Annotated in this window: 16 protein-coding genes; 5 read left to right on the top strand and 11 right to left on the bottom strand. The window is 73.7% G+C overall.

Features of this window, described 5'->3' with window-relative positions; all coding sequences use genetic code 11:
- The first annotated feature begins 9 nt into the window (after positions 1-9).
- The gene (locus tag ACWDAS_RS27880) at positions 10-648 is read left to right on the top strand and encodes a TIGR03085 family metal-binding protein (RefSeq protein WP_450396207.1); all 639 of its coding nucleotides are present in this window, start codon (positions 10-12) and stop codon (positions 646-648) included.
- A gap of 27 nt (positions 649-675) precedes the next feature.
- Here ACWDAS_RS27880 and ACWDAS_RS27875 read toward each other — a convergent pair whose 3' ends face one another.
- The gene (locus ACWDAS_RS27875; protein ID WP_450396205.1) at positions 676-1,941 is read right to left on the bottom strand and encodes an MFS transporter; all 1,266 of its coding nucleotides are present in this window, start codon (positions 1,939-1,941) and stop codon (positions 676-678) included.
- Between the two features lie 29 nt (positions 1,942-1,970).
- Positions 1,971-2,573 (bottom strand): helix-turn-helix domain-containing protein, encoded by a 603-nt coding sequence (locus ACWDAS_RS27870; RefSeq protein ID WP_450396203.1) that lies wholly within the window; start codon positions 2,571-2,573, stop codon positions 1,971-1,973.
- 634 nt (positions 2,574-3,207) lie between these two features.
- On the opposite strand from ACWDAS_RS27870, the gene ACWDAS_RS27865 reads away from it, so the two are divergent.
- A complete protein-coding gene (locus ACWDAS_RS27865) occupies positions 3,208-4,401 on the top strand; it encodes an MFS transporter (protein ID WP_450396201.1) in 1,194 nt (397 codons plus the stop codon).
- A gap of 323 nt (positions 4,402-4,724) precedes the next feature.
- On the opposite strand, the gene hisF is transcribed toward ACWDAS_RS27865, so the two are convergent.
- From hisF to hisD, 8 genes are read right to left on the bottom strand one after another with little or no spacing between them, the layout of a single operon-like run.
- Positions 4,725-5,489 carry an imidazole glycerol phosphate synthase subunit HisF gene (gene hisF / locus ACWDAS_RS27860; protein ID WP_450396199.1) on the bottom strand — a complete coding sequence of 255 codons (765 nt, stop codon included), beginning with the start codon at positions 5,487-5,489 and terminating at the stop codon, positions 4,725-4,727.
- 5 nt (positions 5,490-5,494) lie between these two features.
- Positions 5,495-5,893, bottom strand: coding sequence for a RidA family protein (locus ACWDAS_RS27855; protein WP_450396196.1), 399 nt, complete (start codon positions 5,891-5,893; stop codon positions 5,495-5,497).
- Positions 5,890-6,624, bottom strand: a complete 735-nt coding sequence (gene priA / locus ACWDAS_RS27850) for a bifunctional 1-(5-phosphoribosyl)-5-((5-phosphoribosylamino)methylideneamino)imidazole-4-carboxamide isomerase/phosphoribosylanthranilate isomerase PriA (protein WP_450396194.1) — start codon at positions 6,622-6,624, stop codon at positions 5,890-5,892. The genes ACWDAS_RS27855 and priA overlap by 4 nt, the downstream gene beginning before the upstream one ends.
- A 13-nt stretch (positions 6,625-6,637) precedes the next feature.
- On the bottom strand, positions 6,638-7,288 hold the full coding sequence (gene hisH, locus ACWDAS_RS27845) for an imidazole glycerol phosphate synthase subunit HisH (RefSeq protein ID WP_450396191.1): 651 nt from the start codon (positions 7,286-7,288) through the stop codon (positions 6,638-6,640).
- A 12-nt stretch (positions 7,289-7,300) separates the two neighbouring features.
- Complete coding sequence (locus ACWDAS_RS27840; RefSeq protein WP_450396188.1) at positions 7,301-7,453, bottom strand: hypothetical protein; 153 nt, start codon at positions 7,451-7,453, stop codon at positions 7,301-7,303.
- On the bottom strand, positions 7,453-8,046 hold the full coding sequence (gene hisB / locus ACWDAS_RS27835) for an imidazoleglycerol-phosphate dehydratase HisB (RefSeq protein ID WP_319661088.1): 594 nt from the start codon (positions 8,044-8,046) through the stop codon (positions 7,453-7,455). Before hisB ends, ACWDAS_RS27840 begins: the two co-directional genes overlap by 1 nt.
- Positions 8,047-8,050: 4 nt before the next feature.
- Complete coding sequence (locus tag ACWDAS_RS27830) at positions 8,051-9,151, bottom strand: histidinol-phosphate transaminase (RefSeq protein WP_450396186.1); 1,101 nt, start codon at positions 9,149-9,151, stop codon at positions 8,051-8,053.
- Positions 9,148-10,470, bottom strand: a complete 1,323-nt coding sequence (gene hisD / locus ACWDAS_RS27825) for a histidinol dehydrogenase (protein ID WP_450396185.1) — start codon at positions 10,468-10,470, stop codon at positions 9,148-9,150. The genes ACWDAS_RS27830 and hisD overlap by 4 nt, the downstream gene beginning before the upstream one ends.
- Positions 10,471-10,607: 137 nt before the next feature.
- Between hisD and ACWDAS_RS27820 the strand changes: the two genes are divergently transcribed.
- The 3 genes from ACWDAS_RS27820 (at position 10,608) to ybaK (ending at position 13,548) form a co-directional block, all read left to right on the top strand.
- Positions 10,608-12,179 carry an oxidoreductase gene (locus ACWDAS_RS27820; protein ID WP_450396182.1) on the top strand — a complete coding sequence of 524 codons (1,572 nt, stop codon included), beginning with the start codon at positions 10,608-10,610 and terminating at the stop codon, positions 12,177-12,179.
- 143 nt (positions 12,180-12,322) lie between these two features.
- On the top strand, positions 12,323-13,030 hold the full coding sequence (locus ACWDAS_RS27815; protein ID WP_450396179.1) for an LON peptidase substrate-binding domain-containing protein: 708 nt from the start codon (positions 12,323-12,325) through the stop codon (positions 13,028-13,030).
- Between the two features lie 17 nt (positions 13,031-13,047).
- Entirely contained in the window at positions 13,048-13,548 is a 501-nt protein-coding gene (ybaK, locus tag ACWDAS_RS27810; RefSeq protein ID WP_450396176.1) for a Cys-tRNA(Pro) deacylase, read from the top strand.
- Positions 13,549-13,713: 165 nt separating this feature from the next.
- Here ybaK and ACWDAS_RS27805 read toward each other — a convergent pair whose 3' ends face one another.
- Positions 13,714-14,325, bottom strand: coding sequence for an ABC transporter permease (locus tag ACWDAS_RS27805; protein ID WP_450396173.1), 612 nt, complete (start codon positions 14,323-14,325; stop codon positions 13,714-13,716).
- Between the last annotated feature and the right edge of the window lie 26 nt (positions 14,326-14,351).

Raw genomic sequence — 14,351 nt, 5'->3', positions numbered from 1 at the left:
GCTGACGGTATGTCGACTCATGCCCAGCGTGAACGTCTGCTCCTCGCCGACCTGCTGGAGAGTGCCGGACCCGAGGCACCCACCCTCTGCGAGGGCTGGACCACCCGCGATCTCGCCGCCCACGTCGTCGTGCGCGAGCGGCGCGGTGACGCCTCGGCCGGCCTGGTCATCCCGCTGCTCGCGGACCGGTCGGAACGGGTCCGCAAGGAGTACGCGGACAAGCCCTACCAGGAGCTGATCCGGCTCATCCGCACCGGGCCGCCGCGGCTGTCGCCGTTCGCCGTCAAGCAGATCGACGAGGCCGCCAACACCGTCGAGTTCTACGTCCATTCCGAGGACGTGCGCCGGGCCCAGCCCGACTGGGCGCCACGTGAACTGGACCCGGTCTTCGCCGATCTGCTGTGGTCCCGCCTGGAGCGCTCCGCCCGCCTGCTGGGCCGCAAGGCCCCGGTCGGCATCGTGCTGCGCCGCCCGGACGGCCGGACCGCGGTGGCGCACCGCGGGACGCCGGTCGTCACGGTCACCGGGGAGCCCGGCGAGCTGCTGCTGTTCGCCTTCGGCCGGCAGGACTCGGCCCGGGTGGAGACGGAGGGCGACAAGGATGCGGTGGCCCGGCTGTACGACGCGAGGCTCGGCATCACCGCCTGAGTCCCGCCGGGTCCTGTCGTCGCGCCCCTACCGCGGGCGGCGGGCCAGTTCGGCCCGCCGCAGCGCCGGCGCGGCGAGTCCCACGACGGCGCCGGCGGCCGCGACCGCCGCGCTCGCGACGAACACCGGCTGCGGGCCCCAGGCGCCGATGGCGGCACCGGTGACCGGGTAGCTCAGCGGGGCGACTCCGAGCGAGAACAGCGCGGCCACCGAGCTGACCCGGCCCAGGTAGGCCGCGTCGGTGAGGGTCTGCAGCAGGGCTCCGCACAGCGCGCCGCTGAGCCCTGCGACGAGACCGACGACGACCGCGACGGCGACCGCCCCCGGCAGCGCCGGAACGAAGGCGAACCCGGCCACCGCGACCGCCCCGAGCCCCAGGCAGCAGGCCTGGGCCAGCCCGGCGCGAGGCAGCCGGCCGCGCACCGTCAGCAGCAGCGAGGCGGCACCCGCGCCGGCGCCGAAGCCGCTGACGATCCAGCCCAGCCCGGCGGCGCCCCAGCCCCGGTCGGCGGCGGTCAGCGCGAGGCCGATGTTGAACGGCCCGGCGAAGCCGAGCTCGCCGACCGCGATGACGACCATCAGCGCGGTGAGCGCGCCCCGTCCGCGTATGTAGCGCAGGCCCTCCACCAGATCCCGCCACGGTGTGCCGGCCGCCCCCGCGGCCCGGTCGTCGGGGGGCAGCGGGGCGACGCGGACGGCGAGCAGCAGCGCGAGCGAGACCGCGAACAGCACGCCCGCCAGGGCGAACGCGATGGAGGGGCCGCCGGTCGCGACCGCCGTACCGCCCAGTGAGGCACCGGCCACGTTGCCGACGCGCATCGCGATGCCCTTCATCCCGTGCAGGCGGCCGAGTTGGTCCGGGCCGGTGATCCGGGGCGGCAGGGCGCCGACCGCCGGGAGGAACACCGCGTCCACGGCGCCGAAGAGCAGCGCGATCACGGCGAGCGCCCACAGCCCCGGCGTGGTCAGGGCGAGCAGCGCGGCCGCGGCGAACATCACGGCGCAGCGTGTCAGATCACTGCCGATGACGATGCGGCGCGGGCCGAACCGGTCGGCCAGCACTCCCCCGCCGAGCATCAGCACCGCGCGCGGCACGGCGCCTACGGCGAGCACCAGGCCGGCCCGCCCCGGGTCCCCGGCACGGGTGGCGGCCCAGGACAGGGCGAGGAACCACACGGCGTCACCGACGAGCGAGGCCGTGAACGCGGCCAGCCAGCGCAGGACGTTGGCGTCCCGGTGGGCGGGGGTTCCGGGCAGCGCGACGGGCGGGGCGGTGGCAGCGGGCGCCGACATGCGGTCGCCTCCTTCATGTCCCTCGTGGTTCACGGCCGGTAGGGGAATCCGTACAGGTGCACCGCGAGGTGCTCGCGGCCCTCGGTGTCGCCCGCCTCCTCGGCGGCGCGTCCGCGGTCGACCCAGCGCATCATCAGCTCGCCGAGCTCGTCGCTCAGTTGGCGTGCCTCCTCGGGGGTGAGCCGGGGCATGTACTCGGAGCTGAAGCCGGCGTCCGTCCACTCCTTGCCCCAGGTGTGCTGCTGGTCGAGGTAGGCGGCGTAACGCGCGTACCGGGTGGCCACGAGCTGCCGGGTGACCTCGCTCATGACGGCGGCGTCCTCGGGGCGGTCGGCGAAGTCCGAGGTGCGGAAGGAGAATCCGCGCTCGGAGCTGACCCTCCACCAGCGCTCGCGGCCGTCCGCGCTCTGGCCGGGGGCCTCGGTGATGAAGCCGTGCGCGGCGAGCTTGCGCAGGTGGTAGCTGACCAGCGAGACCGCCTCGTCGACCTGGTCGGCCAGTTGGGAGGCGGTCGCCGTGCGGGCGGTGAACAGCGCACGGTAGAGCTCGATGCGCAGCGGGTGGGTGAAGACCTTGAGCGCCTCGAGGTCGGTGATCCTGCGGAGGTCTGCTGGGGGCTCTTCCTCGGACATACCCAGGAGGCTAGACAGGAAAGGAAATTTGCGCAAGAAAAATTGCGCAACTTCTCGTGCACATCTTCGCCGCGCTCTGCGGCCATGGCACGGAGCGAGCGGGACGGCGGGGATCGAGGCCGCGGGGATCGGGATGCCGGTCCCCCGCCCGGGCGGGACCTGGACCGCCGGCACGGTGATCCTCGACGCGGAGGGCGGCGGCGCGGAGGGCAGGGCCTTCGCCCAGCGCCGCTCCCCCGGCCGCAGGCTCCTCCCGACTGCCGGGACATCGTCGGTGGACGTGTGGAACCCGGCGAGACCCTGCTCGGGGCTCTCGCCCGCGACGTGGAGGTGGGGTTCCCCATGCCGAAGGCCAGGGCAGAGACCGGCCGGCGGCTGCGCGCGGTGCGGCGGCTGATCGGGGTGTCCCCCGGGAGGGCGACGACGGCCAGGGACTGCGCCACGAGGCGGACTTCGTGGCCGGGTCGAGGGGGACCTCGCTCGCCCGCGCCTGGAGTGGGGCAGGCACACGGCGCACGGCTGGTCCGGCCCGGAGGAGCTCGGACGGCTGAAGGAGAACCGGGCACCCGGTGAGACCCTGGTGCACGACGTGATCGCCGCAGCGCTCGACCTCCGTGGGTGACGTGTGCCGTATGTGAAGCTGCTCCGCCGGCCCCATGTGGGCCGGCTTCTGTCCGGTTCGCTGCTCGGCCGGCTGCCGACCGCCATGGCGGCCCTGGCGATCGCGCTGGCGCTGCGCGAGGCCGGTACGGGCTATCGCCTGGTCGGCGTGGCCACCGGTGTGTACGCGCTGTCCGGGGCGGCGGGCGGGCCGGTGCTCGGGCGGCTCGTGGACCGGCTGGGGCAGCCGCGGGTGCTCATCGCCTCGGCGGTGGTGTCGGGGGCCGGGTTCGCCCTGCCGGCGGTCGCTCCGGGAAACACCGCCGCGGTCCTGGTGGGCTCCGCGGTGGCGGGAGGGGCGGCGCCGCCGCTGGAGCCGTGTCTGCGGGCGCTGTGGCCCGACCTCGTACGGCCCGGCGAACTGGAGGCGGCGTACGCGGTGGACGCGGGCGCGCAGGAACTGGTCTTCATCGCGGGGCCGCTGCTGGTCGGCGGGCTCGCCGTGGCGGGACCGGCCCCGCTCGCGCTGTGGGCGGCGGCCGCGCTGGGACTGCTCGGCGCGCTGGTCGTCGCCGGCTCGGGCCCCTCGCGGGCCTGGGTCTCCGCCGCCCGCTCCCCGCACTGGCTGGGCGCGCTGCGCAGCCGCGGGCTCGCGCTGCTCCTGTGCGCGCTGGGCGGCTGCGGCTGGGCCCTGGGCACCTTCAACGTCTTCGCGGTGGCCTACGCCGAGCGCCACCCGCTGCCCGGCGGCGCGGGCACCTTGCTGGCGCTGTCCTCCGTCGGCGCCCTCTGCGGGGCGGTCGTGCTCGCCGGGGCGCGGTGGCGGGCGCCGGCGTCCACCAAGGCGGCACTGACGGCGACCGGGATGGCGGCGACGTACTGGCCGGTGGCTCTCGTCCCGGGGCAGCTCGCGATGGTGTTCTTCGCCCTGCTCACCGGGGTGTTCTTCGCACCGCTGCTGACCGTGGTGTTCGCGCTCACCGGCGAACTGGCGCCCGCGGGCACCGTCACGGAGGCCTTCGCCTGGCTGGTCACCCTCGTCACGACCGGCATCGCCGGCGGCTCCGCCGTCGCCGGGCTGATCCTCGCCACGAGCCCGCTGCGCGCCGCGGCTCTCAGCGGCGCCACCGGTGTCACCGTCGCCGCGCTGGTCCTCCTCGCCGCCCGCCCCTTCCTCAACCGCGCGGCGGCCGCGGCCACGACACCCCATCGCGTCCCGGCGGCCTGAGGCCTGAGGCCTGGAGTCGCCCGGCGGGGCGCGAAGCCCGTGCCCCGCCGCCGAGGGGCACCGACCAGGAGCCGGTACGCCGGCACCCCGGGCGCCGCAGGCGGCTCGCGCCGCGCCGGTGCCGTACGCCGCCTGACGGCCCGACCGCACAAGGGAGTTGCGGGCCGCCCGCGTCCTGTCGCTCGGGATCGCCGGCCAGACGCCGGCCGGCGGGTTGCGGCGGTCGGAGTCCGCGCGCCGCACGGGAGTTCACACCCCTCCGGACACCGCCGGGGCGTTCCGCAGGGCACGGTGCCCCTGCCCCGGCGCTCGGGGTCGCGGCGCTAACGCACCGGGTGGCCGGCCGTGCGCAGCGCCTGCTTGACCTCGCCGATGCGCAGGTCGCCGAAGTGGAAGACGGAGGCGGCCAGGACGGCGTCGGCGCCGGCGGCGATCGCCGGCGGGAAGTCGGCGAGGCGGCCCGCGCCGCCGGAGGCGATGACGGGGACGGTGACGTGCCTGCGCACGGCGGCGATCATCTCCGTGTCGTAGCCGTCCTTCGTCCCGTCGGCGTCCATCGAGTTGAGCAGGATCTCGCCGGCGCCCAGTTCGGCCGCGCGGTGCGCCCACTCCACTGCGTCGATGCCCGTGCCCTGGCGGCCGCCGTGCGTGGTGACCTCGAAGCCGGACGGGGTACCGGCATCGGTGCGGCGGGCGTCCACCGAGAGCACCAGCACCTGGCGGCCGAACCGCTCGGCGATCTCGCGGAGCAGTTCGGGCCGGGCGATCGCGGCGGTGTTGACGCCGACCTTGTCGGCCCCGGCCCGCAGCAGCTTGTCGACGTCGTCGGCGGACCGCACGCCGCCGCCGACGGTGAGCGGGATGAAGACCTGCTCGGCGGTGCGCCGCACCACGTCGTAGGTCGTCTCGCGGTTGCCGGAGGAGGCGGTGATGTCGAGGAAGGTCAGCTCGTCGGCGCCCTCGGCGTCGTACAGCTTGGCCATCTCGACGGGGTCGCCGGCGTCCCGCAGGTTCTTGAAGTTGACGCCCTTGACGACCCGGCCGTTGTCCACGTCCAGGCAGGGGATGACTCGGACCGCCAGGGTCATTGCGCTCAGGCTCCTCGGAATGCTTCCAGTTCGACTTCGACCAGTACCCGGGAGTCCACGAAACCGGAGACCACGACCACCGTGGCGGCCGGGCGTACGGCGTCGAAGAGCTCCTTGTGGGCCCGGCCCACCGCATCCACGTCGCGGGTGTGGGTGAGGTACATGCGGGTACGGACGACGGACTCGGCCCCCAGGCCGAACTCCTCAAGGACGGCGAGGGCGTTGGCGAAGGCCACCTTGGCCTGCTCGTACGGGTCGCCCTCGCCGTACAGCACGGTGCCGACGAACGGCATCGTGCCCGCGACGTGGACCCGGTCCCCCGCCGCGACACCGCGTGCGAAGCCGAACTGCTCCTCCCAGGGGCTGCTGCTCTGCACACGCTGCACGGCCGGGGTTTGGGTCATCGGGACACAGCCTCCAAAGCCTCTTCCAAGGTGAATGCCTTGGCGTAGAGGGCCTTACCCACGATCGCGCCTTCGACGCCCACGGGAACCAGCCCGGCGATGGCGCGCAGGTCGTCGAGGGAGGAGACGCCGCCGGAGGCGACGACCGGACGGTCGGTGGCCGCGCAGACGCTCTTCAGCAGGTCCAGGTTGGGGCCCTGCAGGGTGCCGTCCTTGTTGATGTCGGTGACGACGTAGCGGGCGCACCCCTCGGAGTCGAGGCGGGCCAGCGTCTCGTAGAGGTCGCCGCCGTCGCGGGTCCAGCCGCGGCCGCGCAGCGTGGTGCCGCGGACGTCGAGGCCCACCGCGATCTTGTCGCCGTGCTCGGCGATGACCTTGGCGACCCACTCGGGTGCCTCCAGGGCGGCGGTGCCGAGGTTGACCCGGGTGCAGCCGGTGGCGAGCGCCGCGGCCAGGGTCTCGTCGTCGCGGATGCCGCCGGACAGCTCGACCTTGATGTCCATGGAGCGGGCGACCCCGGCGATCTGCTCGCGGTTGTCCCCGGTGCCGAAGGCGGCGTCCAGGTCGACCAGGTGCAGCCATTCGGCGCCGGCCTGCTGCCAGGCCAGGGCGGCGGCCATCGGGTCGCCGTACGACGTCTCCGAGCCGGACTCGCCGTGGACGAGGCGGACGGCCTGGCCGTCGCGGACGTCGACGGCGGGGAGGAGTTCGAGGCGGTGCGTCGTGCTCATGGCGGCGTACGTCCTAGTCCTTGAAGGTGTCGAGCCAGTTGGTCAGCAGCTGGGCGCCGGCGTCGCCGGACTTCTCGGGGTGGAACTGGGTGGCCCACAGCGGGCCGTTCTCCACCGCGGCGACGAAGGGCTCGCCGTGCGTCGCCCAGGTGACCTTCGGGGCCCGGATGGTGGGGTTGGCGGTCTCCAGCTCCCAGGTGCGCACCGCGTACGAGTGCACGAAGTAGAAGCGGGCGTCGGCGTCCAGACCCGCGAACAGCTGCGAGTCCTCGGGCGCCTTGACGGTGTTCCAGCCCATGTGCGGCACGATCGGCGCGCGCAGCGGCTCGACGGTGCCGGGCCACTCGTCGCAGCCCTCGGTGGTGACACCGTGCTCGACGCCCTGCGCGAAGAGGATCTGCATGCCGACGCAGATGCCCATCACCGGGCGGCCCCCGGCCAGCCGGCGGCCGATGATCCACTCACCGCGCACCGACTTCAGCCCGGCCATGCAGGCGGCGAAGGCGCCGACACCGGGGACGAGCAGCCCGTCGGCGTTCATGGCCTTGTCGAAGTCGGCGGTGATCTCCACGTCCGCGCCGGCCCGGGCGAGCGCGCGCTCGGCGGAACGGACGTTGCCGAAGCCGTAGTCGAGGACCACGACCTTCTTTGCGGCCTTGCTCATGCGCGGACCCCCCTACAGCCGCAGCAGGCCGGCCGCCAGCGACATGGCGGAGCCGACACCGAGCAGCACGACGACGCTCTTGGGCATCTTCTGCTTCCAGAACGAGTAGACCCCGCCGGCCAGGAAGAGGCCGAGGAGGATGAAGAGAACGGCCGGCTTGCTCATCAGAGGGCGCCCTTCGTCGACGGGAGGATGCCCGCGGCGCGCGGGTCGCGCTCGGAGGCGTAGCGCAGGGCCCGGGCCAGCGCCTTGAACTGGCACTCCACGATGTGGTGGGCGTTGCGCCCGTACGGGACGTGGACGTGCAGCGCGATCTGCGCCTGGGCGACGAAGGACTCCAGGATGTGCCGGGTCATCGTCGTGTCGTAGCTGCCGATCATCGGCGCCATGTTCTCCGGCTCGGTGTGCACCAGGTACGGGCGGCCGGAGAGGTCGACGGTGACCTGGGCGAGGGACTCGTCCAAAGGCACCGTGCAGTTGCCGAAGCGGTAGATGCCCACCTTGTCGCCGAGCGCCTGCTTGAAGGCGGCGCCGAGCGCGAGGGCGGTGTCCTCGATGGTGTGGTGGGTGTCGATGTGCAGGTCGCCCTCGGTCTTGACCGTGAGGTCGAAGAGGCCGTGGCGGCCGAGCTGATCGAGCATGTGGTCGTAGAAGCCGACTCCGGTGGAGATCTCGGTCCTGCCGGTGCCGTCGAGGTCGAGCTCGACGACGACGGACGTCTCCTTGGTCGTGCGCTCCACGCGGCCGACGCGGGTCATGTGGTTACTGCTCCTTCTTCAGCTCGCGTACCGCTTCGAGGAACGCGTCGTTCTCGGCCGGGGTGCCCGCGGTGACCCGCAGCCAGCCCGGTACGCCGTTGTCGCGGACGAGCACGCCGCGGTCGAGGATGGCCTGCCACGCGCGGTGGCTGTCCTCGAAGCGGCCGAACTGCACGAAGTTGGCGTCGGAGTCGGTGACCTCGTAGCCGATCGCGCGCAGCTCGTCGACCAGGCGGTCCCGCTCGGCCTTCAGCTGCTCGACATACGCCAGCAGCGTATCGGTGTGCTCCAAGGCGGCGAGCGCGGTGGCCTGGGTGACGGCGGACAGGTGGTACGGCAGGCGGACCAGCTGGACGGCGTCCACGACCGCCGGGTCGGCGGCGAGGTAGCCCAAGCGCAGGCCGGCGGCGCCGAAGGCCTTGGACATGGTGCGGCTGATCACCATGTTGGGACGGCCCTGGATCAGCGGCAGCAGGGAGGGGCTGTGGCTGAACTCGCCGTACGCCTCGTCGACCACCACCAGCGAGGGCCGGGCGGCCTGGGCGGCCTCGTAGAGCGCGACGACGGTGTCGGCGGCGACGGCGGTGCCGGTGGGATTGTTGGGCGAGGTGACGAAGACCACGTTCGGCCGCTGCTCGGCGATGACCCGCGCGGCGGCGGCCACGTCGATGGTGAAGTCCTCGCGGCGCGGGCCGGAGATCCAGCCGGTACCGGTACCGCGGGAGATCAGGCCGTGCATCGAGTACGAGGGCTCGAAGCCGATCGCGGTGCGCCCGGGGCCGCCGAAAGTCTGCAGCAGTTGCTGGATGACCTCGTTGGAGCCGTTGGCGGCCCACACGTTGGCGAGGCCCACCTCGTGGCCCGCCGTGCGGGTCAGGTACTTGGCCAGTTCGGTGCGCAGCTCCACCGCGTCCCGGTCGGGGTAGCGGTTGAGGCCGCGGGCGGCCTCGCGGACGCGCTCGGTGATCCGCTCGACCAGCGGCTGGGGCAGCGGGTACGGGTTCTCGTTGGTGTTCAGGCGTACGGGGACGTCGAGTTGCGGGGCGCCGTAGGGGGACTGGCCGCGCAGCTCGTCCCGGATGGGCAGGTCGTCAATGCCGGTCACGAACCCGGTACCGTCCAATCGAATCGCGCCCGCACCGCCGCGCCGTGCGCGGGCAGGTCCTCGGCGTCGGCGAGGGTCACCACGTGGCCGGCGATCTCCGCCAGCGCCTCGCGCGTGTAGTCCACGACGTGGATGCCGCGCAGGAAGGACTGCACGGACAGGCCCGAGGAGTGGCAGGCGCAGCCGCCGGTGGGCAGCACGTGGTTGGAGCCGGCCGCGTAGTCGCCGAGCGAGACCGGGGCGTAGGCGCCGACGAAGATCGCACCCGCGTTGCGCACCCGGGCGGCGACGGCGGCTGCGTCCTCGGTCTGGATCTCCAGGTGCTCGGCCGCGTAGGCGTCCACGACCCGCAGGCCCTGCTCGATCCCGTCGACCAGGACGATGCCGGACTGGCGGCCGGACAGCGCGGGGGCGATCCGGTCCTCGACGTGCTTGGTGGCGGCGACCTGCGTGGCCAGCTCCTTCTCCACCGCATCGGCGAGGTCGGCGGAGTCGGTGACCAGGACGGCCGCGGCCAGGGGGTCGTGCTCGGCCTGGCTGATCAGGTCGGCGGCGACGTGCACCGGGTCGGCGGTCGCGTCGGCGAGGATCGCGATCTCGGTGGGGCCGGCCTCCGCGTCGATGCCGATGCGGCCCTTGAGCAGGCGCTTGGCGGCGGCGACCCAGATGTTGCCGGGCCCGGTGACCATGTTCACCGGACGGCACTCCTCGGTGCCGTACGCGAACATCGCGACGGCCTGGGCGCCGCCGGCGGCGTACACCTCGTCCACGCCGAGCAGGGCGCACGCGGCCAGGATGGTGGGGTGCGGGAGCCCGCCGAACTCCTTCTGCGGCGGCGAGGCGACGGCCATCGAGCCGACCTTGGCCTCCTGCGCGGGCACCACGTTCATCACCACGGACGACGGGTAGACCGAGCGGCCGCCGGGGACGTAGAGGCCCACGCGCTCGACCGGCACCCAGCGCTCGGTCACCGTGCCGCCCGGCACGACCTGCGTGGTGTGATCCGTGCGGCGCTGCCCGCCGTGCACGAGCCGGGCGCGGCGGATCGACTCCTCCAGCGCGGCCCGCACCCTCGGGTCCAGCTCCTCCAGGGCCCGGGTCAGCGCCTCGGCCGGAACGCGCACCCGGTCGATGGTGACGCCGTCGAACTTCTCCGCGTAGTCGATCAGTGCCGCGGTGCCACGATGCTTCACGTCGTCGCAGATCGGGCGCACCTTCTCCAGGGCGGCCTCGACGTCGAGCTCGGCACGGGGCAGCAGATCGCGGTCGATGCCGTCCTCGGGGAAGGCGTCACCGCGCAGATCGATTCGGGAGATCACCCTCCCAAGTGTAGAGAACCGCCCACGGCGGCTCCGTCGAGTATCAGTCCGTGATACGCGTACGGCACCCGCACGGTGATCTTCTTGGTTAGCGTTTCCGTCGTCGCCAGCCACGGAGAGCCACGGGAGGGGAACCGGTGACCGAGCCGTCGGACGTCGCGCCACCGAACGACTGGACCGCTGTGGAACAGGGCCTGTGGGAGGCCTTCCGCCTGGGTGAGCTGTACGACCTGCGGACGGGGATACCCGAGCGGGACGACCCGGCCGCCGACCGCTTCTGGGGCCCGGACCGGACGGTGCGGGCCGAGGTGATCGCCAAGCTGCTGCTCGACGGACCGCAGGCCGCCTCCGGGCGCGTGTCGTGCGTGAAGCTGTCCGGGGCGCAGATCAGCGGGCAGCTCAACCTCTCGGGCGGCACCGTCGTGCCGTACGTGGAGCTGCACGACTGCCGCTTCGAGCAGCAGGTGCTGCTCGCCGAGTGCAACTTCACGACCCTGCGCATGGTGCGCTGCGCCATACCGCGGCTGGAGGCGGCACGCCTGCACACCTCCGGTGACCTGCACCTTCCGCAGTGCACGATCGAGGGCGGGATACGGCTCACCGACGCCCACATCGGCACGGACCTGCTGCTCAACCAGATCACCCTGCGCAAGGACCGGCACGGCCGGGCGCTCGCCGCCGACGGGCTGAGCGTCGCCCAGGACGTCGAGGCCGAGCTGATCGAGGCGACCGGCGAGATCAGCCTGCGCAGCGCCCGCATCGGCGGCCGCCTCAGCCTGCGCGGCAGCCGGCTGCACAACCCGTACGGGCGCTACGCGCTCAACGCGGCCCGGGTCACCGTCGAGCACACCCTCTACCTGAGCGCGGGCTACGTCGGCACCGGCGGCTCCGGCGGCGGCACCCCGCCGCTGGGCGTGCGCACCCGGCGCTTCAGCTCGGACGGCGGAGTACGGCTGGACGACGGACGGTTCGGCAACGCGGTGATCATCCACCAGGCGCGGTTCCGGCTCACCGGCGGCCAGCAGCTGTCGCTGCGCCGGATCCAGACACCCGAGCTGCGCATCACCCTCGACCAGCCGCCGACCGGCACGATCTCGCTGGCCGGAGCGCGCGTGGGCAATCTCACCGACAGCCGGACCTGCTGGCCGGACGCGGGCGGCCTGGACCTGACGGGCTTCGCCTACGGATCCCTCAGCCCCGAGGGCCCCTTCCCGCTGCGCGCCCGCATCGCCTGGCTGGCGGCGGCCACCCCGGAGTACAGCCCGGAGCCGTACGAGCACCTGTCGGCCGCCCTGCGCGCGAGCGGCGAGGACGCCGACGCCCGCGAGGTGCTGCTGGCCAAGCAGCGCCGACGGCGCGAGACGCTCCCGGTGGCGGGAAAGCTCTGGGGCTACCTGCAGGACGTGACCGTCGGCTACGGCTACCGCCCGGGGCGGGCGGCGATCTGGATGGCCCTGCTGTGGGCGTGCGGCGCGATCTTCTTCGCCGCGCACGGCAGGCCCGCTCCCGTCGACGGCGGGGCGTTCCCGGAATGGAGCCCGTCCCTCTTCGCCCTCGACCTGCTGCTCCCGGTCATCAACCTCGGCCAGGACAACGCGTGGCGCCTGAACGGCAGCGCCCAATGGGCCGCCGCGGTCCTCACCATGCTGGGCTGGATCCTCGCCACGACGGTCGCCGCCGGCGCCTCCCGTCTCCTCCGCCGCGGCTGACACCCCCGTCCCCGCACGGCGGGTGCCGGGCCGTGGCACGGGGGCGGCACGGAGCTGCACGGAGGCGGCACCGAGGGAAACGCCGGCGGTGCGGGGACGAGGCCGACGATGGGCGAGCGCCGCAGGCCCTAGGCTTGCTGACCGTGACCGCTCGTCTTCCGCTCTTCCCGCTCGGCTCGGTGCTCTTCCCGGGGCTCGTGCTGCCGCTGAACGTCTTCGAGGAGCGCTACCGCGCGCTCTTCCGCGACCTGCTGGCCCTTCCCGAGGACGCGCCGCGTCTGTTCGGCGTGGTGGCGATCCGGGACGGTCACGAGGTGGCTCCCGCCGGCGCGGAGGAGGCGACGGCCGGCTTCGCGCCGGATCTGTCGGACGCGCTGTACACGCTGGGCTGCACGGCGGACGCGGCGACGATCGGGGAGCGCGAGGACGGCGGCTTCGACGTCGTGGCGACCGGCACGACGCGGTTCCGGCTGCTGTCGGTGGACGCCTCGGGGCCGTACCTGGTGGGCGAGGTCGAGGAGGTCCCGGAGGAGCCCGGCAACGGGTCCGGGGCGCTGGCGGCCGGGGTCGCGCGGGCGTTCCGCACCTACCAGAAGCGGCTGGCCGGGGCGCGGGAGCGGAGCCTGGCCGGGAGCCAGGAGCTGCCGGACGACCCGACCGTGCTGTCGTACCTGGTGGCCGCCGCGACCGTCGCGGACACCGGGGCCAAGCAGCAACTGCTGGAGGCCCCGGACACGGCGGCCCGGCTGGAGCAGGAGCTGCGGCTGCTGCGCCGCGAGGCCGCGGTCATCGACAAGCTCCACACCCTGCCCGCCGTGGACCTGACCCGTCAGGTCCCCAACCCGAACTGACGTATCCTCACAGCGCCATGGCCAAGAAGAAGCAGTCGTCGTCCGGCGGTACGCCCGCCACCGTCGCCCTGGAGAAGGCGGGAGCCGCCTTCACCGTGCACGCCTACGCACATGACCCCGCCTCGGAGCTCGGCTACGGGGAGGAGGCCGCGCAGGCGCTGGGCACGTCCCCCGACCGGGTCTTCAAGACCCTCGTCGCCGAGGTGGACGGGGCGCTGACCGTCGCCGTGGTCCCCGTGGCCGGCTCGCTGGATCTGAAGGCGCTCGCCGCCGCGGCCGGCGGCAAACGCGCCGGGATGGCGGACCCGGCCGCCGCCGAGCGGACCACCGGCTATGTGCGGGGCGGCATCTCGCCGCTGGGGCAGCGCAAGCGGCTGCGCACCGTCGTGGACGCCTCCGCGCTGGAGCACCCCACCGTCTTCGTCTCGGCGGGCAAGCGCGGACTGGAGGTCGAACTCGCGCCGCGGGACCTGGTCGGGCTCACGGACGCCGTCGTCGCGCCGATCGGACGTGCCTGACCCCTGGACGGCCGGGCCGTACGGGCGCACTCTGCCCGGAAGCACACCCGGCGCAGGGGAGGCCCGATGTCCAAACGCACCCGCAAGCGCAAGTGGCGGATCAAGAAGCGCAACGCCAACCACGGCAGGCGCCCGGCCTGACCTCCGGGCGGCCCCGGCCCCGGGTCAGGCGCCCGGGGGCGGTGGCGGTACGTCCCAGTGCGGGGCGGGCTGCTCGTCGCGCGGGCCGAAGGCCGTGGTCAGCAGGAGATGGGTGAGAACGGCCCCTATGGGCCAGGCCAGGAGCGCGCCCTTGGCCTGCAGTTCGATGGGGCCGTCGAAGACCTTCTTCACGCCGGCGGCCCTGGCATGCGCGATCAGGTCGCTGGTGGGGCCGAGCCACACGCCCAGCCGCCAGGCCAGGACGGAGCCCAGCACCGCGCCCACCGCCATGCCCAGGACGACGCCGACGCCACCGCGCCGGTGCCGCCAGAAGACCAGGGCACCGGTCAGCAGCCCGATGCCGAGCCCGAGCAGGACGAAGGTCCCGTCGGCACCGATGGCCTGCTCGCCCTCGGTGTCCTTGAGGTAGACCGCCTTGCCGTCGGAGACCAGCGGGATCCGCGGGGCGAGCCACAACCACAGCAGGCCGAGCGCCACACCCGTCACGGCCACGAGCAGTGCGGTCAGCGCACCGCTCTTCAGCTCCCGGACGGGATCCATACGGGTCTCCTGCTCCGGGAACGGCGGCAGCGGTGCGGGCGGCCAGTGATCGTGGGGCGTCAGGGGTGCGGTCACCCTGCCATCGTGCCAGGTCCGTCCAT

This window comes from Streptomyces sp. NPDC001070 (assembly GCF_053598835.1).
Note: the sequence above shows the minus strand (reverse complement) of the source record. Positions and strands in the feature narration are given on the sequence as shown.